This window comes from Paenibacillus sp. 32352 (assembly GCF_002042965.1).
Classification (GTDB): Bacteria; Bacillota; Bacilli; order Paenibacillales; family NBRC-103111; genus Paenibacillus_S; species Paenibacillus_S vulneris.
In genome coordinates, this window is the sequence record NZ_MZNT01000005.1 from 331,381 (window position 1) to 356,464 (window position 25,084).

The 25,084-nt window shown below is 52.8% G+C and carries 17 protein-coding genes; 3 read left to right on the top strand and 14 right to left on the bottom strand.

What is annotated here, in order from left to right:
* Positions 1-5: 5 nt before the first annotated feature.
* The 8 genes from B1728_RS37220 to B1728_RS14670 all read right to left on the bottom strand — a co-directional run bounded on the left by B1728_RS37220 (position 6) and on the right by B1728_RS14670 (position 10,771).
* On the bottom strand, positions 6-2,054 hold the full coding sequence (locus B1728_RS37220) for an ABC transporter ATP-binding protein (protein ID WP_079910959.1): 2,049 nt from the start codon (positions 2,052-2,054) through the stop codon (positions 6-8).
* Between the two features lie 18 nt (positions 2,055-2,072).
* On the bottom strand, positions 2,073-2,969 hold the full coding sequence (locus B1728_RS14640) for an ABC transporter permease (protein WP_079910960.1): 897 nt from the start codon (positions 2,967-2,969) through the stop codon (positions 2,073-2,075).
* Between the two features lie 55 nt (positions 2,970-3,024).
* Complete coding sequence (locus B1728_RS14645; RefSeq protein ID WP_079910961.1) at positions 3,025-3,957, bottom strand: ABC transporter permease; 933 nt, start codon at positions 3,955-3,957, stop codon at positions 3,025-3,027.
* A gap of 14 nt (positions 3,958-3,971) precedes the next feature.
* Entirely contained in the window at positions 3,972-5,621 is a 1,650-nt protein-coding gene (locus tag B1728_RS14650; RefSeq protein WP_079910962.1) for an ABC transporter substrate-binding protein, read from the bottom strand.
* A 20-nt stretch (positions 5,622-5,641) separates the two neighbouring features.
* Complete coding sequence (locus tag B1728_RS14655; protein WP_079910963.1) at positions 5,642-6,976, bottom strand: LLM class flavin-dependent oxidoreductase; 1,335 nt, start codon at positions 6,974-6,976, stop codon at positions 5,642-5,644.
* A 65-nt stretch (positions 6,977-7,041) separates the two neighbouring features.
* Positions 7,042-8,055 carry an LLM class flavin-dependent oxidoreductase gene (locus B1728_RS14660; RefSeq protein ID WP_079910964.1) on the bottom strand — a complete coding sequence of 338 codons (1,014 nt, stop codon included), beginning with the start codon at positions 8,053-8,055 and terminating at the stop codon, positions 7,042-7,044.
* A 143-nt stretch (positions 8,056-8,198) separates the two neighbouring features.
* Positions 8,199-9,092 (bottom strand): LysR family transcriptional regulator, encoded by an 894-nt coding sequence (locus B1728_RS14665; protein ID WP_079910965.1) that lies wholly within the window; start codon positions 9,090-9,092, stop codon positions 8,199-8,201.
* Positions 9,093-9,427: 335 nt separating this feature from the next.
* A complete protein-coding gene (locus B1728_RS14670; RefSeq protein ID WP_079910966.1) occupies positions 9,428-10,771 on the bottom strand; it encodes an ABC transporter substrate-binding protein in 1,344 nt (447 codons plus the stop codon).
* A gap of 189 nt (positions 10,772-10,960) precedes the next feature.
* On the opposite strand from B1728_RS14670, the gene B1728_RS14675 reads away from it, so the two are divergent.
* Complete coding sequence (locus B1728_RS14675; protein WP_179136019.1) at positions 10,961-12,073, top strand: Gfo/Idh/MocA family protein; 1,113 nt, start codon at positions 10,961-10,963, stop codon at positions 12,071-12,073.
* A gap of 90 nt (positions 12,074-12,163) precedes the next feature.
* Here the strand turns inward: B1728_RS14675 and B1728_RS14680 are convergent, their stop codons facing one another.
* Positions 12,164-14,128, bottom strand: a complete 1,965-nt coding sequence (locus B1728_RS14680; RefSeq protein WP_079910968.1) for a hypothetical protein — start codon at positions 14,126-14,128, stop codon at positions 12,164-12,166.
* 343 nt (positions 14,129-14,471) lie between these two features.
* Positions 14,472-15,350: a radical SAM/SPASM domain-containing protein gene (locus B1728_RS14685; protein WP_079910969.1), complete on the bottom strand. Its 879-nt coding sequence runs from the start codon at positions 15,348-15,350 to the stop codon at positions 14,472-14,474.
* Between the two features lie 213 nt (positions 15,351-15,563).
* Between B1728_RS14685 and B1728_RS14690 the strand changes: the two genes are divergently transcribed.
* Positions 15,564-15,998 (top strand): GlcG/HbpS family heme-binding protein, encoded by a 435-nt coding sequence (locus tag B1728_RS14690; protein ID WP_079910970.1) that lies wholly within the window; start codon positions 15,564-15,566, stop codon positions 15,996-15,998.
* Between the two features lie 96 nt (positions 15,999-16,094).
* Here the strand turns inward: B1728_RS14690 and B1728_RS14695 are convergent, their stop codons facing one another.
* Complete coding sequence (locus B1728_RS14695) at positions 16,095-17,399, bottom strand: ABC transporter substrate-binding protein (protein ID WP_079910971.1); 1,305 nt, start codon at positions 17,397-17,399, stop codon at positions 16,095-16,097.
* A gap of 324 nt (positions 17,400-17,723) precedes the next feature.
* Between B1728_RS14695 and B1728_RS14700 the strand changes: the two genes are divergently transcribed.
* A complete protein-coding gene (locus tag B1728_RS14700) occupies positions 17,724-18,572 on the top strand; it encodes a helix-turn-helix transcriptional regulator (protein ID WP_079910972.1) in 849 nt (282 codons plus the stop codon).
* A gap of 193 nt (positions 18,573-18,765) precedes the next feature.
* Here the strand turns inward: B1728_RS14700 and cydD are convergent, their stop codons facing one another.
* From cydD to B1728_RS14715, 3 genes are read right to left on the bottom strand one after another with little or no spacing between them, the layout of a single operon-like run.
* Entirely contained in the window at positions 18,766-22,437 is a 3,672-nt protein-coding gene (gene cydD, locus B1728_RS14705) for a thiol reductant ABC exporter subunit CydD (protein WP_079910973.1), read from the bottom strand.
* A gap of 1 nt (position 22,438) precedes the next feature.
* Positions 22,439-23,449, bottom strand: coding sequence for a cytochrome d ubiquinol oxidase subunit II (gene cydB, locus B1728_RS14710; protein WP_079910974.1), 1,011 nt, complete (start codon positions 23,447-23,449; stop codon positions 22,439-22,441).
* A 39-nt stretch (positions 23,450-23,488) separates the two neighbouring features.
* A complete protein-coding gene (locus B1728_RS14715) occupies positions 23,489-24,883 on the bottom strand; it encodes a cytochrome ubiquinol oxidase subunit I (RefSeq protein ID WP_079910975.1) in 1,395 nt (464 codons plus the stop codon).
* Between the last annotated feature and the right edge of the window lie 201 nt (positions 24,884-25,084).

Consider the following 25,084-nt stretch of genomic DNA (forward strand, 5'->3'; position numbering starts at 1 on the left):
GTTCGCTATAACGGATAATGACATGCAGCCCAGCGTCCTTCTGCGACCTGCGTTAATTCCGGCTCTACACTCCGACATAGGGCCGTTGCAGCCGGGCATCTCGTATGGAAACGGCAGCCCGCCGGAGGATTGGAGGGGGAAGGAATTTCCCCTTGAATCGATACGAACGGTTTTCTGCGGGTCGGATCGGCTGTCGGAATGGACGCAATAAGCCCTTTGGTATAGGGGTGAACCGGATGCTTGAAAAGCTCTTTGCCGGGAGCCACCTCCACCAGCTTGCCGAGGTACATAACCCCGATCCGGTCTGATATATGGCGGACGATATTCAAGCCGTGAGCGATAAACAAATACGTCAATCCGCGCTCCCGCTGGAGCTCCTGGAGCAAATTGATGATTTGCGCTTGAACGGATACGTCCAATGCGGAGACCGCCTCGTCGGCGAGAATAAACTGCGGGTTCAACGCGAGGGCCCGGGCGATCCCGATACGCTGCCTTTGTCCGCCCGAGAATTCATGCGGGTATCGGTCATACCAAGCCGGATTCAATCCGACGGCCTGCAGCAGCTCCTCTACCCGGCTGCGCTTTTCGCCGGCACTGACCGTCCGATGCACCTTTAACGGTTCGGCGATAATCTCACCGATCTTCCACCGGGGATTGACGGAGCCGTACGGATCCTGAAAAATCATCTGCATGTTGCGCCGGGCTCTCAGCATGTCAAGCGATTGGGAATTTGTGATCTCCTCGCCCAGAAAGCGAACCTTGCCTGATGTTGCCTTTTCCAGCTGAAGGATTAATCGCCCGAGCGTCGATTTGCCGCTCCCAGACTCTCCGACCAGGCCGAACGTTTCCCCTTTCCGAATCGTAAAGCTCACCTCATCGACCGCATGAATAAAGGACGAAGGGCGTCGCAGCCCGCTTTTTTTAATCGGATAATATTTGCTGAGCCGTTCCACCTCGATCAAATGGACCGGAGCCGTTGAGGGCTCTGGGACTTCGGTGTCCGATAGAGCAGAATGGACCGTTACTTCTGGATTCGCTGAGATGGAGGCGGCAGGCACAGAAGCCATCCAATCCTCCTCTTGAACGAGCTCCTCTGCATACCAGCAGGCGGATTGCCTGCCGTTCACATGAAACAGAGGAGGGCTATCCTTCACGCAGCGTTCAGCAGCGTATGGGCATCTGGGATGAAACCGGCAGCCCGGAGGAAGCTCCGCCAGGCTCGGGATCGAGCCCTCTATGGAGAACAGCTTCGCTCCATGCTCGCTGTCCAGCGTTGTAATGGATTGCAGCAACCCTCTGGTATAAGGATGATGGGGCAGCTCGAACAGCTGCTGCACGGTGGCCTGCTCCACCACCTTGCCCGCATACATGACAAGGATTCGATCCGCCATTTCGGCGGCGATCCCCATATCATGGGTGATTAGCAGAATGGACATCCGAAACTCCGTCTTCAGCTCCTGCAGCAAATGAAGAATTTGCGCTTGAATGGTCACATCCAACGCGGTAGTCGGTTCGTCGGCGATCAACAGCTCCGGACCGCAGGCCAGCGCCATCGCAATCATCGCACGCTGCAGCATGCCTCCTGACAGCTCATTCGGATACTGCTTCATTCGCAGCTCCGGCTCGGGAATGCCGACCCTTTGCAGCAAATGAACGGCACGCTCCCACGCCTGCTCCTTACTGCCCTGCTTATGGGTCAGAATGACCTCCGTTATTTGGCTTCCTATCGTAAATACAGGATCAAATGCCGACATGGGCTCCTGGAAGATCATCGCTATCTTTTTTCCCCGCAAGGAACGAAGCTCTTTCTCGGGCAGCACCGTTACATCTACCCCGTTAAACGTAATGGTCCCTTCGGCGATCCGGCCGTTCTCATAATCCAATAACCTCATGATAGATTTGGAGGTTATCGTTTTGCCGCTTCCCGACTCGCCGACCAGGCAGACGGTTTCACCGGGCTGAATGTGCAGGCTTACATCCGCAATCGCTCTAAGAGGCCCTTCCTTAGTGGCAAAGTCGATGGACAAATGCTGAATATCAAGCAATGGTTTCATTGATGCCGCCTCCCTGTCCTATGTCCTGCTTTTCTTCGGATCGAGCTGGTCACGGATATAGTCCCCGATCAAATTGACCGATAGGACGAATAACGTAATCGCCAAGCCGGGGAACGTCGCAATCCACCAGGCTACCGTCAAGTAGCCTCGGCCTTGGGACAGCAAGGTGCCCCAATCCGGAATTTCCTTAATGACGCCCAGCCCAAGAAAGCTTAAGCCCGAGCCAATCAATATGGACGAACCGAGCCCGATAGTGGCCATAACCAATAGCGGGGACCAAGCATTCGGCAGCACATGCCACCAGAATCTCCGTAAGGCCGAAGCCCCTATGGAACGGGAAGCTGTTACGAAGGACCGGTTCTTGATGCTCATAATTTGTCCCCGCATCACTCTTGCGTAGCCGGGTACTGCGGACACGGCTACAGCGAATACAATATTGAATAAATGAGGGCCTAAGGCGGCCGCAATAGCCAGGGCGAGCAAAATGCCGGGAATGGTCATCAGCACATCGATGAATCGCATCAGAACCTGATCGAGCACGCCTCCGACATAACCGGATAGCGCTCCGATCGTCCCTCCTAGAATCCCGCCAGCGAGCACTGAGGCAACGCCGATAAACAGGGAATCGCGGGCTCCATAGACGACAAGACTGAATATATCCCTTCCGAAATAGTCGGTTCCAAGCCAATGTGCCGTGCCGGGCGGCTGCAATATATGATCCGTAAACATCTGAGTCGGTGCATACGGGGCGACAGCCCCTGGAATGACGGCGCAGACGATGATGAACAGCACAATAAGAGACGCAGCGCAGACAAACAGCTCAGCTGCCGTTAGCGATCTACCCTGTTTCCTTCGAGGCGCGCTCTCACTCCTTTCCTTCCAGACGGTTTTTGCGGATGATATCACTTCCTTCATAACCGTTTCCCTCCCAAGCTGTACTGAATGATGGCCAAATCCATAGCCTGTTGATTTAGCTTGCATTGGACCTGCGGACCCGAGGGTCAATGTAGTTGTAAGAAAGGTCCACGAGAAAATTGACGCCCACATAGACAATAGCCGAGAAAAACACAACCCCCTGAACGACCGGCAAATCCCTCGCCATAATGGCATCAGCGATGATTCTCCCGATTCCTTGTCTCGAGAATACCGTCTCGACCACGACCGTTCCCGCCATCAGATCGCCTATGTGAATTCCTATGACGGTAATAGCAGGGATCAGTGCATTGCGCAGCGCATGAAGGTACATGACCTTTTTCTCCGCCAATCCCTTGGCTCGAAGCGTTACGATGAACGGCTCGTTCAACACTTCCACCATACTGTTGCGCACCATGCGGACGATAAAACCGGCTCCTACTATCCCCAAGGCTGCCGCCGGCAGGACTAGAGTGGCCAACCCGTCAGAGCCCATAGCCGGAAACCAGCCCAGCTGGACCGAGAACAGGAGAATGAGCAGGATCCCCGACCAGAAGGTCGGCATGGAGATCCCGAATAATCCAACCAGCCGTGCCACTACGTCAATCCACCGGTTGCGGTACACCGCAGACAATACGCCGAGCAGGACCCCGAACACAACGGAGAGCAGCGTGCTTGCCAAGGTCAGCGTTAACGTTGCCGGAAAATGATTCATGATCTTCGGCAGCACGGGCTCGCTGTTGATCATCGACTTGCCGAAGTCCCCCCGCAATATCCCGGCGAAATAACGTCCGAATTGCACGTGGAACGGCTGATCGAGTCCCAGCTGATGACGCAGGTTGGCTATCATTTCCGGAGTTGCCGTGGAAGGATCAAGCATCGAGAGAACCGGATCGCCGGGCAGTACATAGATGATGGCAAATACGAGCACCAGCGATCCCAGGATGACTAGAATGGAGGACAGCAGACGTTCAATCAGTGTCTTGATCATATCCATGAACTCCTTTATTTTTGAATGGTGACATCATTGAATAACGGATAACCCAACGAATCGAACTTCAGACCTTTAACCGTTTTGGAGGCCGCTATCGTGTACGGAAATACATAGATCGGGATGATGACGGCATTATCGCTTAGATTGCGCTGGACCTTTTTATAAATATCCGCGCGTTTGACCGGGTCCTGCTCTACCGTTCCCTGCTCCAGCAGCTTATCCAGCTCGGGGTCGGCTGCCCCCGCTATAGTCAGCTTCGTTGCATTCGGGTCCTGCGTATGATAGAAGTTTCGCAGCGCGTCAGGATCGGAGTTGACCTGACTGTTCCCGTATAGATCATGAGCCCCGTTCTTGTAGACGACCGTAGCGGTATCCTTCGTTATCTCCACCTCTACCGCCACGCCGATCTGCTTCAGCTGCTGCTGAACCATCACAGCGATATCGTTGCGCTTCTCACGGTTCGGAGAGCCGTCCACATAATGCAGCGTGAGCTTTTTGCCGTCTTTCTCGCGAATACCGTCGGCTCCCTTCACCCATCCCAGCTCATCAAGCAGCTTATTGGCTTTGGGGATATCCTGCTTGATGCCGTTTTCCAAGGAGGCGTCGTATCCGAATATGCCCGGAGTCAGAGCAGACCAAGCTCTAGGGTAAGTACCCAAATATAACGTCTTGACGATGGCATCCACATCCAGCCCGTACTGCACCGCCTGTCTTGCCTTCACCTCATTCCAGGGAGCTCTGCGCTGATTGAAGAATAGCGTGTACGGCAGGCCGACCGTATTCACCTGAAGAAGCTGGGTTTTCGGGTCATTTTTGAGAGACAGCACATTTTGCGGCGGTACGGTCTCCGCTGCCAGCACTTGACCGCTCTGAACGCTGCCTATCCGCGTCGCTTCCTCCGGAGCAATTTTGAACGTTATGGTGTCCAGATACGCTTGCCCCTTATTGTCCACAAGCTCAGGCGCCCAACGATAATTGGAGCTTTTCGCGACCTGAATGTCCGCATTTTCGTTCCACTTGACGAACGTAAACGGTCCGGTTCCTACAGGATGCTTGCCGAAGTCGTCTCCGTACTTCTTGGCCGCCGTTGGGGACACGATACCGAGCAGCGCCTGGCTCAAGTTGCCGAGAAATGCCGTCGACGGCGTCTCCAGATTCAGCCTGATTGTGTATTCATCGAGAACTTCCGATGACTTATAAGGCCGCAGCAGCGCCAATGCATTCCCAGCCTTCGTCTCCGGGTTAATGATCCGGTCATAGTTGAATTTCACCGCTTCGGCATTGAAAGGAGTCCCGTCCTGAAACACGACATCCTTGCGTAGCTTGAAGGTGTAGCTCTTGCCGTCCGGCGATATGGACCATTCGGTTGCAAGCCAAGGCTTGATTGAGTTGTCGGGCAACTGGACGACCAGGCTGTCATAGATGGTCCGTATGACCCGGACGGCTACGGCAAGACCGCTCCGATGCGGGTCGAGCGTATCCGGCGAGGTCGCCAGCGCGAAGGTCAGATCCTCTCCCGGTGCCCCCGGCTGTCCGTTGGCATTAGACGTTGAGCCCGTCGTCGCTGCATTCCCGGCATCCTTGGCGCAGCCCGAAAGAACAAGCAGCAGGACGGAGGCCAACGCGATATATTTCATCCAATGTATCGATTTCTTCCTCATGTTAACCACTCCACTCTAGACTAACTGCGTATTTCCTGTTTTGCATATCGGTTTACAGGGAATTTTAAGCCGAGATTACCGCGCAGCGTATCCGCCTCGTATTCTTCCCGGTAAACTCCCCGTTCCTGAAGGATCGGCACGACATGATCGACAAAATCATTCAGTCCGTTCGGCACCGCAGATGAAATGATGAATCCATCGGCTCCTTTTTGCTCGAACCATTCCTGTATAAGATCAGCCACATGCTCCGGCGTCCCGATGAACTGCGTTTTGGGGGTAGCTGCTCTGAGAGCTACTTGGCGCAGCGTTAAGCCCTCCTCCTGCGCTTCCTTCTTAATGCGGTCCGTGGTGCTGCGGAAGCTGTTCTTGCCGAGGTCGCCCAAATCCGGGAACGGTTCATCGAGCGGATATTGCGTAAAATCATGATGATCGTAAAATCTTCCGAGGTAATCCAACGCCTTGTCGATGCTCATCAAGTCTACGATTTCCTGATATTTGCGCTCCGCTTCCTCGTGAGTCTGCCCGATAATCGGGCCGATGCCCGGTAAGATCACGATATCTTCTGGAGAACGTCCGAACGATACGGCTCTTCTCTTCACATCCTGATAAAATTGCTGCGCATCGGCTAGGGTCGGGTGTCCGGTGAATATGGCATCGGCTTCCTTGGCGGCCAGGTTTTTGCCGTCATCCGAGGAGCCTGCCTGGAAGATAACCGGCTGTCCCTGCTTGGATCGGCCAATATTGAGCGGTCCTTGAACCGAAAAAAATTCCCCTTTATGATCCAATCGGTGCAGCTTCTTCAGATCGAAGAAGACGCCGGTTTCTTTGTCACGGACAAATGCGTCGTCCTCCCAGGAATCCCATAATCCTTTCGTCACTTGAAGGTATTCGGTCGCAATCCGGTATCTCTTCGGATGGTCGGGATGCTCTTCAATCGTCTTGCTGAAATTGAGGGCGGAGCCTTCTAACGGAGAGGTGACGACGTTCCAGCCGGCACGCCCGTGACTGATGTGATCCAGCGAAGCGAATTGTCTCGCTACGGTGAACGGTTCGCTGTAGGACGTAGACAGCGTCCCTACCAGCCCGATACGGGAGGTCACTGCGGCCAGCGCCGACAAAATGGTGATCGGCTCAAACCGGTTGAGAAAATGCGGTATCGACTTCTCATTAATGTACAGACCGTCCGCAATGAACACCAGATCGAATTTGCCTTCCTCGGCTTTTTGCGCCTGCTGCTTGTAAAAATCGAAATTGACGCTTGCATCGGCAATGGCTTTCGGATGCCTCCATGCCGCCATATTGCCTCCTACCCCATGAATGATCGCACCGAATTTGATTTTTCTATCTTTACTCATTGGAATTCCTCCCTGGATTGGTTTGGTTTCGTCATTTTCTTCGATAAGTGGTCTTGCTTTGACAGCTACACGGTCAATTCCGAGAAGGCCTCCTGCAGCAGCTCATAAGCATGAAGCCTCTCGGAAAAGCTTTTCATCGCGACAATAAGGATCAGCTCCTCCACATCATAGCGCCGTTGAAGCTCGAGCAGCTGCTCGCGCACCGTATGCTTCGACCCGTGAAGGATAGGGGCATCCTTGACCTCGACCGTAAATTTCTCATCGGACTGCCGGCCATATTCCTCCGCCGCCTCCAGGCTTTTCACGTTGATCGTTTTTCCGCTTTCCAGCTGGATCTTCACATGCTTGGAATCTACAGCCAATGCTTTGGCCTCTTCATCGGTATCCGTGACGATTACGGACACTCCTAATATCGCTTGCGGCTTCGACCCTAGTGTAGACACAAACTTGGACCGGTACGTGTGAAGGGCCTGCTCTATTACAGCCTCGTCGCCGTTAATAAACTTTGCAAAAACATAAGGAATTCCGGTTTGTGCGGCTAATGCTGCGCTGGATGCGCTGGTGCCAAGCAAGAATAGCTCCGGCGGCGTTTGTGGAGCCGGCACTGCCTTAACTCCGTACAGCGGATGGCTCTCGGGCAGCGTGCCGTTGAGATACTGCTCCAGCTCTACGAGCTTTTCCTCCAGCGGCTTCGCCCCTCTATAGCTCTCCTGCTGCAGCGCCTTCGTCGACCTTGGGAGCCCTCCCGGGGCTCTGCCTATTCCGAGATCTATCCGGCCTGGGGCTAGTGAAGCAAGCACGTTGAAATTTTCCGCTACCTTGTAGGGGCTGTAATGCTGCAGCATGACCCCGCCTGAACCGATCCGGATTCGCTTCGTATGGGCGAGCAAGTAGGAAATTAATACTTCAGGGGAGGACCCCATCAATTTTTCCGAGTCATGATGCTCAGATACCCAAAAACGGTAATAGCCGAGCTCCTCCGCTTTTCGGGCAAGCTCTACCGTATGACGGAACGCTTCTTCGGCTGTCTCTCCTTCATCTATTGGACTCTGGTCTAAAATGCTTAATTTAAGCCCCACGTTCCTCTCCTCCTCTCGATCACATTAACCATATTTCCTATTGGTTTTGTCGGTTTTATTTGCATGGATAAAGCTTATCACCGCCCTAATGGAGCGTCAACGGGCCAGCTAATAGGCTTTTTCTATTATAAAATCGAAACATTCTATGCAAGCATCGTCTGCTGCAATACCTCCCGGCTCATTTCCAAAAACGGCTTATAGAACTCCGCATATTCCCCTTTGCGTACGATCAGGTTCGTTCTTAAGGATAGACTCGCGAGCGACGGTACATCGACGGGAAACAGCCTGTGTGTCTTAATCTCCTCCGTTACGGATAACGAAGGCAGGAAGCCGATTCCCATCTGCTTGATGATCAGCTTTTTCGCCGTTTCCAAATTATCCATATGAAAAGCTATGTTTGGGGGATGATCCAACGTTTCGAACCAATGATGCAGCTTCATCCAATCCAGCGAACCGCACTCGAAGAAGATTAACGGCTGACGGCCTACGTCCTCAAGAGCTACATGGTTCATTCTTAAGAAGGGATGCCCTTCATGCACAAATAACCTGATAGGGTCCTCGTAAAACTTCACGGAGTCTATATGTGGATGCGTCATATTGCGTACCAAGCCCAGATCAATTTCCTTGCTCATGACTTTCTCCATTATGGCCTCGCTTGAAGCTGTGAGAAGCTTTACCTGAAGCTCCGGGAACCTTGTCTTCATAACCGGCACGAGCTCGGGGAGAATGTAGTTCGATACCGATACAGTACATCCGATGGTCACCTCATGGGGCGTAGCTTTCATTTGCTGCAGCTGCTGCTTGCCTTTTTTCATCGATTGCAGAATCTGCTGGGCATAGGGGAGAAACTGCTTTCCCTTCTCGGTTAATGTAAAATGCCTTCCCTCCCGTTCGAACAGCTTCACGTCCAGCTCCCGCTCCAATGTCTGTATTCGCGCCGAGATGGAGGGCTGAGACAGGAACAACGCATCCGCCGCCTTGTTAAAGCTGTTAAAATGAATGACATACACAAATGCCTCGATATTCTCAATGTTCATACGCAGCCTCCATAGTGCTTCCCCCTATTTCCTTTTATCTGCAAGTCCATAGAAACAAAAAGAGACACATCCAGCTTCCCGGGGGAAGAGGATGTATCTCCAGTTGAACCGGTCGATACTATATAATTCCTATGTGTTTAGTTGTATTTAATTTAACGACCTTTCCGCCCATTTGTCAACCCTAAATTGCGAAAATTTTCAGTCATCTTGTCTTACTAAAACCCGCCAAAGCGGGGGCTTCGCAGCCAAACAGATGGAGATGCTTTGCGGCGAGCCCCGAAGTTTCTGTTATGATAGGAAAACCGGCATTTCCTGCCGGGGGATCTCGGATCGAATTACTTCTTCAGCTTCATTTCCTCAATCGCCTTGTTGGCTTCCTCCTCCGCCATTCGGAAGGCCGTGTTCAGGTCCGCTTCACCGTAAATGACCTTTTTTAGGTTCGAATCCATCGCGCCAATGACTTTATCATCGTAAATCGTTCTGGCATGCGGGGAGGCGAAACGGTTGTAAAACACCGCATTTTTCATATTTTTATTTTTAAACGCGGTCTCCTGACCGAATACCTTCTTGATCTCTTCGTTTTTGAGCACCGGTATATTTCCCTTCTTGGACTCGATCATTTCATGCTCATCAGAGGTCACGTATTTCAGCACCTCCATCGCGGCATCTTTATATTTGCTCGACGCGGTAACGAAGAAAAAGTTAGGGTACGGCTGGGTGCCGATCCCCGGCGCCTCTTTCACAGTAGGAAGCGAGACCATATCCCAATTCATCGTTTCAAATTCCTTAACCGCATACTGCAGGCCGAAATTCATCACAAACATGGCCAAATTCTGCTCCTTGGCAAAATCGTTCGTGAACAGCAAGCCTTTCTTTTCCTGGATAAAAGCCTTGTACCCTGCATCCTGAACGACAGGGCTTACAATCACAGTTTGGAGAAACTGCTTCCATTTGTCATTATCGATTGCAGCCTTGAGCGTCGTTTTATCTACCATATCCAGCGACATCGGATTCATCCTCATCGGGTGGGTAACGGAGGTGGCAAAACCGGCATACTGCTTCCCTCCCTCATTCTTCGTCACTTTCTTGGATAAAGCCAGCAGATCGTCCCAGGTCATGCCGTCTACCGGATAAGGTACACCGAACTTGTCGAAGATATCTTTGTTGTAGTATAAAACGAGCCCGCCTCCGTTAACGGGAAGCCCGTATAAACCTCCCAGCTGTTTCGTCGCATCAAGAAAGGTAGGTTCGAATCGGCTTAAATCTACATTATGCTTTTTGGCAAGCTCCGAAATATCGTATTGAAACCCATTCTGAATCAGGCTGCCGGCAGCGCCGCCGATCGAATCGAAAATGATGTCTATAGGTTGACCGGCAGTGATGAGCTCTGGCAGTGTGCTTCCTTTTTGATTTACAATATAATGGAGCGTGTAGTTAGGAAATTTGGCTCTTAATGCATTCCCCCAGCGGTTATTGAACTCCTCCTCCGTGTTGCCTGCCGCACCGTATATCACAAGCTCGGCCTTCTCCGTGCTCTTGTCTGCTGCAGGCTCCTTGGAAACAGCCGGTGAACTCGGCGGGGTCGTCGAAGGGTCATCCTTGGGTTGACTCGAACAGGCAGCCATAACGGCTAAGGCAAGGAATGCTCCCAACATAGGCAATCGTTTCTTATTCGGCATGCGATAACCTCCTATTCTGGTAAAACAGTAAGGGCATGTTACCAAGGAGCATTCTTTTCGTTATGACAGCGCTTACTTTTTACATTCTTATTGTATGGAAGTTAGGCAGGAAAACATTTCATTTTTTTGTTCAAAATGTTATATTTTTTGTTCTATCTATATCTGCTATCCCGAAAAAAGGAGAATCCAATGAAAACGATAAAGCTAGGCATGATTGGCAGCGGCCATGTAAGCAACCGTTACTTCGAGCAGGCTGCCCAGATGGAAGGGGTTCGTTTTGTTGCAACCTGTGCCAAGCATAAGGACAACGCGGCAAAAAAGGCTGCTTCTTACGGCATCCCAAGCTGGTATGACGATTACCGGGTGATGATGGATACGGAAGAGCTTGATGGCGTAGTCGTCACGACTCCCCATTCCATGCATGCAGAGCCGGTGCTTGCCGCGCTCGAAAGGGGATTGAACGTACTTAATGAGAAGCCTATGGCCACCTCCTTTGAGGACTGTCAACGGATGACGGCCCTAGCCGAAGAGAAGAATGCTATCTTCATGAGCCTGCCGTTCGATTGGAACCCCGTTTTTCTGGCGGCCTGTGAATATATTGACGAGCGGTATATCGGGAAGATTACAGGGGCTGAAGCGCAGCTTTCCCTTCCGGGGCCTTGGCGCGACAATTGGTATTACAATAAATCGATTGCCCATGGAGGCGCCGTTCTGGATTGCCTGGTATATCCGGTCAGCCGTCTTGTCGGGCTGTTGGGACCGGCGGTCAGCGTCATGGCCGAAGTCAATACGCTGATTCCTTACCGGATTGTCGGGGATGGCAAAAAAGTGCGCAGCAATGTGGACGACAATGTGACACTCATCGTCCAATTTGCGGGTGGACAGCATGCCGTTATCCGTTCCTTGTGGGGACTATCGTACAAGCAGAACAACACCATCATCTATGGCCGCAAAGGAACCTTGGCCCTGAATGACAGCGGATTCCCGTTGGTGATCCATACGACAGGAGAACCTGTTCCCGGAGCAGAGCAAGTAACTTGGCGCGGGCTGGAGTCTTGCTACACCCCCTTGGAGAGCATCCACAAGCAAAAAAAGGAAAGCGTGATCGCTCATTTCGTTCACTGTCTTAGAAGCGGCAAGCAGCCGGCCCAATCGTGCAGGCAGCAGCTGCATGTTCATGAGATCCTGTTCGGGGCTTATCAATCAGCGGAATCCGGTCAACGATACTCTTTGACGACAACCTTTCCTCCCCGCTCCGCGTTGGACCCGAGCCTTTTTGATACCCGAAGCGGCTACGTTTAAACCTAGTATTCTAACGATCCTTCAAGGAGCACAAATGAAAAGCTTCTGGAATGCAAAATAAGGCTTTGCCGACAGCAAAGCCTTACCCTCTCAATCTTGCGTACGATACCCGATATGCTGCAGCGCAGATGCACCCATCCGATCCTTCAACTGCTGCAAATATAAGCTCCGCGGCTCCACATGCTCTCCATGGGAATCCCAGAAGCCGTCGGGACCTCTGTTGCCGCCCGGATCTTTTTTCCCGATATGACCGATAGCCCAGTTCTGTGCCGTAGGCGGCTGATGCGTAACCAGCGTCCCTTCCGTATTCCACGCCACATAATTGGCTCCCGCCCAGCCGTGACCCGAGCCCATATTCAGACGGTTCATCAAGGAGATCATATCATGCACGTTGTCGTACAAGCCTCCGACCGACCACCGATGATGCGGTTCACTCCAGGTCAACGGCTGCTCGCCTTCGCAGTCCAGAAACACATTGGGACCGGTTACTCTGGAGCCAAGCGTAAACCCGTGGCGGTTGTTCAACGCAAAGCAGCGCAGCACCAGTCCGGATTGTCCGATCAAATAGAAGCCGTAACGGCCGACATAAATATTCGTCTCATAGAAGGTGCGGCCGGTAGGATCGTAGCCTTTGCCGCTATAAAATTTTTTGTCTGCAATCAGGGACGAGCTGTCCTGAATCGTAATCCACTTGGACCCTCGACCTGTTCGGAAGGCGCCATTCGTACTGTTAAAATGCTCTGCCGTTACATTGCGGACCCAGCCGTTCCTGCAAAAATCCAGATCGATGAATTCGTTGGCATGCCGCGTATCGTCCACCCCGTCGGCGTTCGGAAGCCAGAATGCTATCCCTCTTAAGTTCTCTACGCCGACCTCACTAATCCGGGCCTGATCATTGAATTTATAAATCCGGCCTCCCCCCCAGCGGTCTTCAATCGCATTCATCAAGGAGGAATCCACCGTGATCTGATTGCCTTGAATCGCCGTAATCACATGCTCGAATTCCAGCTCGAACGGCGACCATTGTGTGATCTTGGAGCCGTCGGAGCGCGGCGGAATACGATCCATGCCGATTTCATGTATCCAGGCCGAATTGCCGCTTCGTTGCACGATAACAGCGTCCCCAACACTAAAGCCGTTGGCATCCTCCACCCTAAAGGTATTGGCTCCCACTGGCACATAGCTGTCCGTGATCTCACTGCTGTCGCCTATTCGTTCCCGAAATGCCTCTTCCGAACCATAAATTTTAATGATTCTGCGCCGCTCGCTCCCGATTGCGATAAGGATCGTGGCGTCTTGCCCTTCCAAACGTTCCTTTAGCTGCTCAAGACTCGAGCATTGGTCCGGATCGTGCCACAGCTTGCGGAAATCTCCCTGCCCTTCTCCTCTCAGCACAACGCCGCTAGCTCTGATTTCGAGGGAGGAGGCGATCTCATAGATCCCTTTTGTCAGCAGGATTGCACCGCGATGCCCATTAGCATCCAATGGCAATCGGGATACCCGGTCTATCGCCTCCTGAATATGGCTCGTATTATCTCCCGGTACCGGAGATAACGTCACCTGTACAGGCACTTCGGGTATGGCCTTCCCGCTGCCGCGGTATCCGACTCCCGAGAAATCCGGAAGCCGGTTGCCGCGATAATCGGGCAAATAGATCATAGCCCCTGCCTCATCGATATAAGCGGCCCTGCTGCTGCGTGCGGGAAGCTTCTCAACGACGGTAAAATAAAAAGCATCGGTGCGGCTCGCCCCTCCTGCCAGGGATAGCTCCACATCGATTTTGTAGCCTCCCTGCCGTCCGCAGACTTCCTGAAAACCAACCATCGTTCGGACCTTTGCCGTGACATCCCGCACCTCGGCGGATAACACAAGCTCGCCGGACTGCAGATGTGTTATGGTGACCCTAACATTGCCTTGCTCAGCCGCCGTAATCGCCACCTCAGGGTAACGGTCTCCCGGTGCCAATATCGACGGATAACCTATTCGAATGTCCATGCTTTCATGTATCAGCTCCACCGAAGCTTCTTCCTGCCATACTGTCACATCATTCTGCATGATGTACCTCCATATTGTTTTCTAAAAGATTCCGGCATTCATACAGAAGCATATACCGAACAGGCAGATGAGAAAATGTCCAGTCTTCATCTCTTTTTGCTCCATTATCATATTTGGAACAGAACATGACCCAACCATGGGGTGCCTTGGCTTCATAGCTGATTCAGGCGCTTTGGCGGGAGCCCCGAAATATGAGAAAACCTCTATCGAGGCCCTTCAACCGCGTTTAGAGGCAGGTTTTATCGCCAAATAGAATGTTCACATCCGATGACCTCGGAGTCTTATGAATTTTATGGTAAAAAAATACAGCACGCCCACAAATGGACATGCTGTATAGGCATCATTATGCATTAAACCTTCTGCGGTACCCGCACTTTCTGCAAAGCTCCTCCACAATCTCTCTCCGCGAAAAGCCGTCGTAGAGCCTTGTCGCTCTCTCGCCTTGAATAATTTCGGCGAACGGCTTCTCATGGACATTCCCCAAATTGATCACTCCTTCCCCATCCAGACAGCAAGGGACCACCGTGCCATTGGACAATATAGCGGCCTGGTTGCGAAGACCGTGGCAGAAGCCCCTGCCGTCGTCCTCATCCTCTTTCAGATCAGGCCATTGGAATTCGTGATCCTGGTTAATATAAATGCGGTCCGCAATTTTCGTTCCGCTGCCGCGAACCACCTTCTCTTCGATGTTATAATCCAGCTGGAATTCCTTCTCTATCATATCGAGAATTTCCCGATTCCGTTGGCGCTCTGCATTCGTTGCATTATCCTCAGTAAGGTTCCATAACCTTAACGAAATGGTGACGTTGTTCTTCTCGGATGCTTCCCTGGCAAAGGAGAGCACATTGGCAATATAGCCTTCCTTATCTGTTGAGCCTTCATGCCCGTCGAAGCTGTGGAGCGAGATATTTACCTGACGCAAAGCCGGTTTCATTAGTATCTTGTGCTTCACCTTGGGGATTAACGTTCCGTTCGTCGTCAAATTCACTTTGAAGCCGCGCTCATGGCTTAAATCCAGCAGCTGGTCAATCTTCGGATGAAGCAGCGGCTCCCCTTTGACATGAAAATAAATATAATCGGTAAAGGGCCTTACCTCATCAAGAATATGGGTGAACGCATCCAGCTTGATAAAAGTCGCTTCCCGCTTGGTAGGAGGGCAGAAGGAGCACGCCAAATTGCACACACTCGTTATTTCAACATAAAACTTTTTGAATTTTCTCATCGTTGTATCCTTCTATGATTAGATTCTACTCTATTGTTATCTACTCTATTATAATCCAATCATGGCACAATTCCATCTATTTATCCAGCTGCATCTAATGGTAATGCAGGCAGACCCGGCTATCTATGACCGAAAAATAGACCCGAACCCTCCTCCCGGCCCCTGCATACGCTATGCCATAGGCAAGTGACCGTAACTGAAGGAGCGAGGCAAATGTCTGTTTTGTCATTGGAAATCGCCAAGTATTTAATGAGGGTAGCCGAGCAAAAAGCGAAGGAGCTCGGCATTGCCGAAGTCATCGCCATCGTCGACGAAGGAGGCGATCTGTTAGCATTCCAGCGAATGGATGATGCCAAGCTGGGAAGCATCAGTATTGCCCAGGACAAAGCCTGGACCGCGTTGGCATTGAGAGTGCCTACGGCCAATTTGGCCAAAGCCGCGCGTCCCGACGGAGAATCGTTCGGCATTAACACGACAAACCACGGCAGGGTCGTTATTCTGGGCGGCGGCGTGCCGATTACCTGGAACGGGAAATTCATAGGAGGCATCGGTGTCAGCGGAAGCACGAGCGCGAACGATGTTATCGTGGCCAACGCCGCCATTGAGGCATTCGAAGCCCTCCCTCATGCCAGGATAGGAAGAAGCTAATCTATTAAATTTCAAAACGCTCCTGCGGCTCTCACGAGTCACAGGAGCGTCTTTATTGTTCATTGGCATCAATCTCATGTCTTGATAGAGTTCTGTCTATTTGTTCGCTTCCGAAGCCAGGATTTGATTGGCTTTTTCTTCAGCTGACCGCAGCGCCGTATTGATATCTTGATTCAAAGCAACGCCGACGGCTTCGTTGTAGGTTTTTTCCACTAAGGAATCATACTTGGTTTTGTAAGGCACAGGGGCAAATTTATTGGTAAATACCGCCTTCAGGTTTTTGGATTTGAACTTGCTGTCCTGACCAAACGCGTTTTTCACAGCCTCGTTGTTTAACACCGGCATAATGCCTTTTTTGGACAGCTTCATCTGCACTTCTTCCGATACCAGATATTTGATGATTTCCATGGCTTCATCCTTGTGCTTGCTCGTCGAGGTTACGCTAAAAAAGGTAGGGTACGGCTGGGAGCCCACACCCGGCATATCCTTGAACGTAGGGATCGGCACCATATCCCAGTTCAGCGTATCATACTCCTTATTGATGAACATGGCTGAGGACAAATACATGAACATAGCCGCCTCCTGCGTCAGAAAGTTCGGCATACGGTTATTTTTGGCGGTAAACGCATCAAGCCCTGCGGCTTTATAGGAGTTGAGAAAAGCCGTTTCATAGTACTTTTTCCACTGCTCGCCCGATATGGCTGATTTCAATGCATCCTGCTTCAGGTAGGGCTGTGACAATTGATTCATGCGAAGCGCATGGTTAGCAGAGGTCGTATAGCCCACATACACATTGCTGTCATCGGATCTGCCCAGCTTTTTGGCCAGTTCATTCAACTCATCCCAGGTCATCTGCTCTTTGGGGTAGCTGACGCCGAATTTATCGAACAAATCCTTGTTATAATACAGGATCAGGTTATTGTTGAATACGGGGACACCCCACATTCCCTTCCCGCCCGAAGCCATTTTGGCGGCATCGACGGTTACCGGCTCCAGGCTTCCCAAATCCAGGTTATGCTTTTTGATCAAGTCGGTCATATCCATTTGCAGCTGGTAATTTTGTACGGTGCTGAAGATCCCGATGGAATCAAAGTAGAGATCGATCTGCTGGCCTGCAGTTATCATTTCTTGAATGGACGGGCCTTCCTTCTTCCAAGGCAGATAGGTCAGCTTGACGTTCGGGTATTTAGCGGCAATCAAATCCTGGAACCGTTCGTTGAAGCTTTCAACTGAATCACCGCTTGCCGATACAACAAAGAGCTCTACGGGCTCGGTGCCCATTTTGAACGCTGCCGGAGCAGTTGGACTGGGGGCAGCAGATTGGTTCCCGCCGCTGCACGCCGTGACAGTGACCACCAAGAGGGGTGGAACCAGCCACCGCAGTATTGTCTCTCTTCTCATCCTTACCTTTCCTCCCACAATATCTTTTTTCAAGTATCGCCATCGAAGTCCAGAAAGACAGCGCTTACATAAGTAAACCCATTATATGGAATTCAGGCTGTGATCCTGTAGTACAAAAATAGGATAAAATCGTTGAATCCTAACATGTTTGTTCTCTTCCCAAAACCCCCGCTCCCTCCCTTCTCTGCTGCCCTAAGGTGCAACCGCTTGATCCTATACACCTTCTAGCCATTGCCGTATACTTAAAGATAAGCAGTACATCCGCTGTACCCTGCACCATACATGCGATGAAATCGTTCATTCTTAACATGAAAGGGGATCATCATGCTGCCCTTTATTCTGGCCAATGCCCATCCTCAACAGCAGCTCCCTCCGCTGTATATTTACTGCATAGGCTATCATGAGCAGAAGCCGACCTTCCGGCCCACGGGTTTTCCCGTGTATCAGCTGTTTATTACCCGCAAAGGAAGCGGCATCTTTCGAATTCATGGACAGCAAGACCTCCGCTTAACGGAAGGGACCGTGTTCTTGTTAGGCGAAGGCGTCCCTCATGAATATTTCCCCGAGAATAAGGACGAGGGCTGGGAGCTCGGGTTTATCGGCTTTCAGGGAGAAGCCTCCCGCATAGCCGCCGAGGCTGCGGGGTCAGGCCACTGGCAAAGGCTGCCCAGTGAAGAGTTTGAGTTCATATGGTCGGAGCTGATCCGGCTGTGGCACAGGATCAATGACGGCAAGCCGGATACGGTCTGGGAAGCCTCGCACCGTTTATACGGATTCTTGCTTAGCCTGCAAAAGCATAGACAGGGGGAAGGCTGGCAGGAGGAGCCGCGCTCCCGGGAGCAGTCGAACCAGGCTTTAAAGAACGCGGTTCATTTTCTGGAGGAGCATTATAACGAGCACCTTCATTTGTCGAACGTGGCCCGTGCGGTCGGTTATTCCGCGCAGCATTTTCACAGGCTCTTCCTGAGCGTCTATGGCTTGACGCCGAACCGGTACCTCCAAATGGTCCGCCTGCGCAAAGCCTTGCAGCTATTCCAGCAGCATCCCGGGATAGCCGTTGACGAGGTAGCCGGACAAGTCGGAATGGAGACCAGCTATTTCATCAAGGTGTTCAAGAAAATGTTTGGAACGACACCGAAGCAGTATGTCATTCAATATATGGGCCAGCAATGATAGGAAGACCTTATCCCCGTAAGATGGCTTGAAAGAACCCCTTAAAGTGAGGCGTGGCTTGGAAGCTTATTCAGGCACTTTGCGCGAGACTCCCGGAATCATATAGCGACAAAAAAGCCTGACCGTTGTCATTCCTCCGGTCAGGCAACCCTCTATATTCGCGTTGACGTGCGTGTACCATTCACTCATCATGCTAGCCATGAAGCGGTGCCTCGTCATACGGCCCCGCATCCTCATGGAGGCCAGCCAGCAGACACTCCTTCTCCTTTTCCAGCTGCCATAGGCGGTAATAGTAGCCTTTTTGGCGAAGCAGCTCCTCATGCGTCCCGCGCTCTACGGCAGCACCGTGATGCATGACGACAATTTCATCCATCTGATCGAGTCCGGACAGCTTGTGCGTAATCCAGACGACGGCCTTTTCCTTCCAGAAAAGCTCAAGGTTATTCATGAACGCCTGCTCGGTCAAGATATCCAATCCGGTGACAGGCTCATCCAGCAAGAGCGCGGGGGTGTGGCGCAGCAATGCCCGGGCAAGTGCCAGGCGCTGCCGCTCGCCTCCGGACAGCTTGCCTCCCCGCTCCCCGATCACCGTATCGTAGCCCTGAGGCAGGCTCATGATCGTCTCGTCGATCAGCGCCAGCCGCGCTGCTTCACGAAGCTCGTCGTCCGTTGCCTCCGGTCTCCCCAGCCTGAGATTAGCGGCAACCGTTGCATTGAACAGCTGCACCTCCTGGGACACGACTGCATACTGGGAACGGATGAAAGCCGCAGGAAGCTCCCGCAGCTCCTGTCCGTTCAGACGAATGGAGCCTTCCGTACAGTCCCGGAGTCCGAGCAGCAGCTGGATCAGCGTGCTTTTGCCCGCTCCGCTTTCTCCTACGACGGCAATGCGCCGTCCCGGTTCCAAGGTTAGATTCAAGCGGCGAACCGCGTAATCCGTTCCGCTTTCATAGCGATAGGATACATTGCGAACCTCCACTTTCCATTGCAGTGAAGCTTGAACCGGCGGAGCCGATATCATCGGCCGCTGCTTCGCTTCAACCACCTTCAGAGCATTATTCTCATCGACCAGCTGAAACAGCCGCGAAGCGGAGGAGACCGTATGGCCTAACTGCTGGAAAGCCGCAGGAAGCGGCGTAACGGCTTCGTAACATGCCAGCGTCATCAGAATAAGAGCCGGAAGCAGTACCGGCTCCAAACGGCCAGTCTGTACGAAATAGACGGAGGCCAGCAGCACCAGCCACATGCTCAGATGCGCTGCACCTAGCATCGCGCCACTCACTGCCGCCCCTGCCCGGTTGATACGGGTCTGGTTCGCATTCACCTCGGATTGCTGCATCATAATCGAGTGCAGACGCTCCTGATCGCGGCCAAATACGAGAAGATCCTTCATGCCCAGGAGCAAGTCGCTCGTTTGGGCATACATTTGCTTCTGCCAGCCGGCGATTTCCCGGCCGGGCTTTTGGCACAGCTTAGCGCTGAGCAGTGGAAGGCCGATGCCGGACAGCGCTAACATAGCCAGCAATATGCCTCCCAGCTGCCACGCATGAGCGGCCAGCAAGAAGCAGCCCAGCGCTCCGGTCACCAAGGCGATGAGCGGAGGCGCCAGAACGCGCAGGTACATATGCTGCAGCTGCTCTACATCGCTGATGAGCGATTGCAGCAGCTCGCCGCTGCGCCGCCGCTCCAGCAGCCTGACGCCCATCGGCTCCAGGCTTTCGTACAGCCAAACACGTACGCGGTGCAGAATTCGGAAGGTCAGGTCATGTGACACCAGCCGCTCCAAATAACGGAACACACCGCGGGATAAGCCGAAGAACCGGACGCCTACAATCGGAACCCACAGCAGCAGCACCGATTCCGGGCGTAAAGCTGCGCTTGCGATCAAATAGCCCGAGGTGCCCATCAAGCCGATGCTCGCGGCAATGGTCAAGCATCCGAGCAGCACCGCTATCAGCATTCTACCCCGGTACGGCCGCAAGAAAGTGAGAACACGCCGCAGGAAGCCCTGCTGGGCCAGAAGACGGATAGATGCTGTATCAGGCGTACCCAAAGCATCGCCGCTCCCCCGATCCAACCCAGCGCCAGGGGCCTCACTCCACGATTCCGGTAACGACTCGGACAGTTTCCGGGCGTCACTCTCCCGCTCAAGCGCCAGCATCATTCGGGCGTACATTCCCCTTGCCGCCAGCAGCTCGGCAGGCGTTCCCATCTCGGCAATGCGGCCGTGATTCATCACGATGATGCGGTCCGCTTGCTGCACGGTCTCCAGCCGGTGGGCAACCGTCACTGACATCCGGCCTGGAAGCTGCCAGGCCAAGCCTTGCCGAACCATAGACTCATGAAACAAGTCCAATCCCGACGTCGGTTCATCCAGCAGCAGCAGCGGCGCATCCTTCAACAGCGCCCTGGCAATGGCGATCCGTTGAATTTGTCCCCCGGACAATGGAACGGCTTCACCCAATATCGTATCCAGACCGTCGGGGAGCTGGTCCAAGAAATCCACTCCTGCGGCCGTTAATGCAGCCTCAATGCAGCTATCTTCCACCGGCCCCTCGCAGCCGAGGGTCAAATTGTCCCGCAGCGTACCGTAGTATAGCTTAGGGTTTTGATTGACACTCGACAACTGCTTCCGCCATGATTCCTTTGTTATCTCTTCCAGGTTGATGCCGTCAATCCACACGCTGCCGCTTGTAGGAGCAGCGAATCCCTGCAGCACATCAAGCAGCGAACTCTTTCCCGAGCCCGTCGGGCCAATGACCGCGATGCGCTCCCCCGGCTCCAGCGTAAATGAAACGCCGTCCAACGCCGGGGATGAATGACCGGGATAAGTCAGGCTGACATCCCGAAATTCGATGCGGTAACCGCTTGGCCGAGCCTCAAGCTCCACGCCCTCCTCCGTCTCAGCTGCTCCGGACGCCTGCGCCTCCAGGAGGCTGATGATCCGGGCAGCCGCAGCCATCCCGTTCGTGCTCGCATGAAACTGCGTACCCAGTGCTCTTACCGGAGCGTAGAACTCGGGTGTAAGCAGCAGAATGAGGAATGCATGCTCGAAGCCGATCTCCCCGTTAATAAGCCGCAGCCCCAGGAATACCGCTACGATGGCGGTGCTTAACGTCGCGAACAGCTCCATCACGAACGAGGACAAGAAAGCGAGCCTGAGGGTTCCCATCGTTGTCTTTCGATATTCCACGCTGATTTGGGAGATGATCTCCAGCTGTGCACGGCTTCGCCCAAATATCTGCAAGGTCGGAAGCCCGCGCAGAACGTCCATGAAATGGCTCCCCAGCTGACCGAGACGCTCGAACTGCCGCTGCGCCTTGGACTTGGCGGCCAGACCTACCAGAATCATAAACAGGATGAGCAGGGGCAGCGTTATTGCCAGCACCATGGCCGAGATCCAGTCCAGGTTGGCGGCGATGCAGAAGATGGCGGCGGGAATGAGCATGGACAAGGCCATTTGGGGCAAGTACCGGGCCAAATAAGCCTCCAATTGTTCTACGCCCTCGTAGATCGTTCCAAGCAGCTCCCCGCTCCGTTCTCCTTTGGCATAGCCGGGTCCAAGCTGGACCAGCTTGCTTAACAATTGCTGGCGGAGGTCGCTCTTGATGCGCATCGCCATTTGCGATGAAGCATATTCGCTCATCATCTGGACAACCGCTCTAAGAGCGATCCAGCCAAGCAGCATGCCAAATACAGGAAGAAGAGTTGAGATACCGAGCCCTTCCAGAAAAGCATCATGCACAAGCCGAGCCAGGCTGGCGGATTCCAGAATCATCAGCATACCGCCGACAACGCTGAATCCTATCCCGGCTAGCAGCAGACGGTACGTTCCAGGGACGCGGCCAAGCAGTCGTTTCATCATATCAGTAGTCCAGATGATCCTTGATGCTCACCCGTTTGCGGAATACCCAGTAAGTCCACGCCTGATAAGCGATGACAATGGGTACGGTCGTGAGAGCAATCACGGTCATTACCTTCAGCGTATATTCGTTCGAAGCCGAATTAAAGATGGTCAGCGACCAATCCGGGTTCAGCGAGGAGATCATCACCCGCGGGAACAAGGACATGAAGACCGTTATCGTCGACAGCACAATCGTTAAGCCGGTCATAATGAACGCCCAGCCGTCACGTCCCGCTTTAAGAAAGAAATGCACGGACAACAGCGTAAAGCCGGCCGTCAGAGGAACCATTCCCGGAATGATCCCGTCACGGGTAAACATATCCGTTTGAAAATAACTGAGGAAGACGAAAAACAACAGCATGGCGCTTGCCCATGCACCGAAGCGGTTTGCCGCTTTTCTGGCCCGCTCCCTAAGCTCCCCTTCGGTTTTCAGCGAGAGATACAGCGCCCCATGAAGCAAAAATAATAGGACAATACTGATTCCCGCCGTTACCGAGTACAAGGAGATTAAATCCCAGAACGATCCGACATAGTTTTTATTTGCGTCAATCGGTACGCCCTTCATCAGGTTGGCCAGCGCTACACCCCACAAGAGCGGCGGCAGCAGGCTGCCCCCAAAGATCACGCCGTCCCACAGCTTGCGCCATTTCGGATTCGGCAGCTTGCTGCGAAATTCGAACGACACGCCGCGGCCAATGAGCGCCAGCAGCATAAGGAACAACGCCATGTAAAAGCCGCTGAACAGCGTGGCATACCATTCCGGAAATGCCGCGAACATCGCTCCCCCCGCCGTAATAAGCCATACCTCGTTACCGTCCCAGACCGGCCCTATCGTATTGATGATCACACGGCGCTCCGTATCCGTCCTGCCAAGGAACGGAGTCAGCATGCCTACACCGAAGTCGAAACCTTCAAGAAAGAAGAATCCGACGAACAGCACCGTGATAAGAATAAACCATAAGGTTTCCAGCATATTCCCTCGCCTCGCTTTCTATTTCATAGCCTGATCTTCTCACAGAGGAGTTACTGTGCCCGGATGCTTCGTTTCCGCTTCATGAGCCTCGTGTTCCTCATCAACGGCCCCTTTTTTCACGAACACGACGATCAGATAAACTAACGCCACAGCCACAAGCCCGTAGATCACAGTAAAGCCGATGAGCGAAGTCACCACCATAGCAGGAGTGACCGTAGGGGAAACGCCCGCCTCCGTTTTTTGCAATCCGAACACAAGCCAAGGCTGCCGGCCGACCTCCGTCATAATCCACCCCGCCGAATTGGCAATATAGGGCAAGCTGATGGCCGGCACCATCCATTTCAAATACCGCGGAAATTGTTCCAGCTTATTACGCCATACGGCGTAGGTGCCAAACAGGCTGAGCAAGATCATGAGGACTCCGGCCAGCACCATGATGCGGAAGCTCCAGAACGTCGTTTTGACCGGAGGAATATAGTTGCCGGGGCCATATTTCGCCTCGTACTCAGATTGAAGCTCATTCATGCCGGGCACGCTTCCGTGCAGCTTGTTATAGGAAAGAATGCTTAGCGCATAAGGGATTTCCAATTGCGCGCGGTTTTGCTGCTTTTCCACGTCAATCAAGGCAAATACCGTCCAAGGGGCGCTATCGCCCGTCGTGTTCCACAGCGCCTCGGACGCCGCCATTTTCATCGGCTGCGACTTCATCAAATGCTGCGCCTGCTCGTGACCGGCTACCGCCGTCATGAAGCTTGCTGCCAGCGCGATCGTAATCCCGATCGTAAACGATGCTTTGAACAGCTCCGGCTGCTGCTTGCGCAGGATTTTATAGGCGCTGATCCCCGCTACGAACAATGCACCTGTCGATAGCGCTCCGTAAATGACATGCGGGAACTCTACCCATAGCTGCTTGTTCCCCAGTATGGCAAAAATACTGGTCATCTCGGCGCGTCCATTCTGAATCGCGTAACCGACCGGCTCCTGCATAAACGAGTTCGCACTTAATATCCATAGGGCCGACAACGTCGTTCCGACGGCTACCAGCCAAATCGAGGCCAGATGCACCTTCTTTGGCAGGCGGTCCCAACCGAAAATCCATATGCCGAGAAACGTCGATTCCAGGAAAAAGGATACCAGCGCTTCAATCGCTAGCGGCCCTCCAAAAACAGCCCCGACAAATCTCGAATAATCCGACCAGTTCATACCAAACTGGAATTCCTGCATAATCCCCGTAACGACCCCTACGGCAAAATTCAACAGAAACAATTTCCCCCAAAATTTGGCCATGATTTTGTACGAATCATCCTTCTTCACCACGTACATCGTCTGCATCACCGCAATCAGGTAAGCAAGCCCGATTGATAACGGCACGAGCAAGAAGTGATACACCGTCGTAATTCCGAACTGCCATCTACTTAAATCCAACGTATCCAAAATCAATTCCTCCCTTCTGTACGATGCTAGTATAGATCGAAGCAGGCAGCCTACATGTGATAAAAATCACAAGGAAAGGGTGAGAATTTGAACATTTTTTGTTAATAGATCCCTGGCTAACGCCAAATAAACAAAAGAAGAATGGCGGACTCGCCATTCTTCTTTTGTTGAGGAGCGTAAGCTGCTTCGGTGGCACAGCGG

Excerpts from the sequence above, each read along its gene's own strand:
- B1728_RS14645 (WP_079910961.1), bottom strand. The coding sequence starts at position 3,957 with ATGATCAAGACACTGATTGAACGTCTGCTGTCCTCCATTCTAGTCATC.
- B1728_RS14680 (WP_079910968.1), bottom strand. The coding sequence starts at position 14,128 with ATGCAGAATGATGTGACAGTATGGCAGGAAGAAGCTTCGGTGGAGCTG.
- B1728_RS14640 (WP_079910960.1), bottom strand. The coding sequence starts at position 2,969 with ATGAAGGAAGTGATATCATCCGCAAAAACCGTCTGGAAGGAAAGGAGT.
- B1728_RS14655 (WP_079910963.1), bottom strand. The coding sequence starts at position 6,976 with ATGAGTAAAGATAGAAAAATCAAATTCGGTGCGATCATTCATGGGGTA.
- B1728_RS14700 (WP_079910972.1), top strand. The coding sequence starts at position 17,724 with ATGCTGCCCTTTATTCTGGCCAATGCCCATCCTCAACAGCAGCTCCCT.
- cydD (WP_079910973.1), bottom strand. The coding sequence starts at position 22,437 with ATGATGAAACGACTGCTTGGCCGCGTCCCTGGAACGTACCGTCTGCTG.
- B1728_RS14670 (WP_079910966.1), bottom strand. The coding sequence starts at position 10,771 with ATGCCGAATAAGAAACGATTGCCTATGTTGGGAGCATTCCTTGCCTTA.
- B1728_RS37220 (WP_079910959.1), bottom strand. The coding sequence starts at position 2,054 with ATGAAACCATTGCTTGATATTCAGCATTTGTCCATCGACTTTGCCACT.
- B1728_RS14685 (WP_079910969.1), bottom strand. The coding sequence starts at position 15,350 with ATGAGAAAATTCAAAAAGTTTTATGTTGAAATAACGAGTGTGTGCAAT.
- B1728_RS14650 (WP_079910962.1), bottom strand. The coding sequence starts at position 5,621 with ATGAGGAAGAAATCGATACATTGGATGAAATATATCGCGTTGGCCTCC.
- B1728_RS14695 (WP_079910971.1), bottom strand. The coding sequence starts at position 17,399 with ATGAGAAGAGAGACAATACTGCGGTGGCTGGTTCCACCCCTCTTGGTG.
- B1728_RS14675 (WP_179136019.1), top strand. The coding sequence starts at position 10,961 with ATGAAAACGATAAAGCTAGGCATGATTGGCAGCGGCCATGTAAGCAAC.
- B1728_RS14690 (WP_079910970.1), top strand. The coding sequence starts at position 15,564 with ATGTCTGTTTTGTCATTGGAAATCGCCAAGTATTTAATGAGGGTAGCC.
- cydB (WP_079910974.1), bottom strand. The coding sequence starts at position 23,449 with ATGCTGGAAACCTTATGGTTTATTCTTATCACGGTGCTGTTCGTCGGA.
- B1728_RS14665 (WP_079910965.1), bottom strand. The coding sequence starts at position 9,092 with ATGAACATTGAGAATATCGAGGCATTTGTGTATGTCATTCATTTTAAC.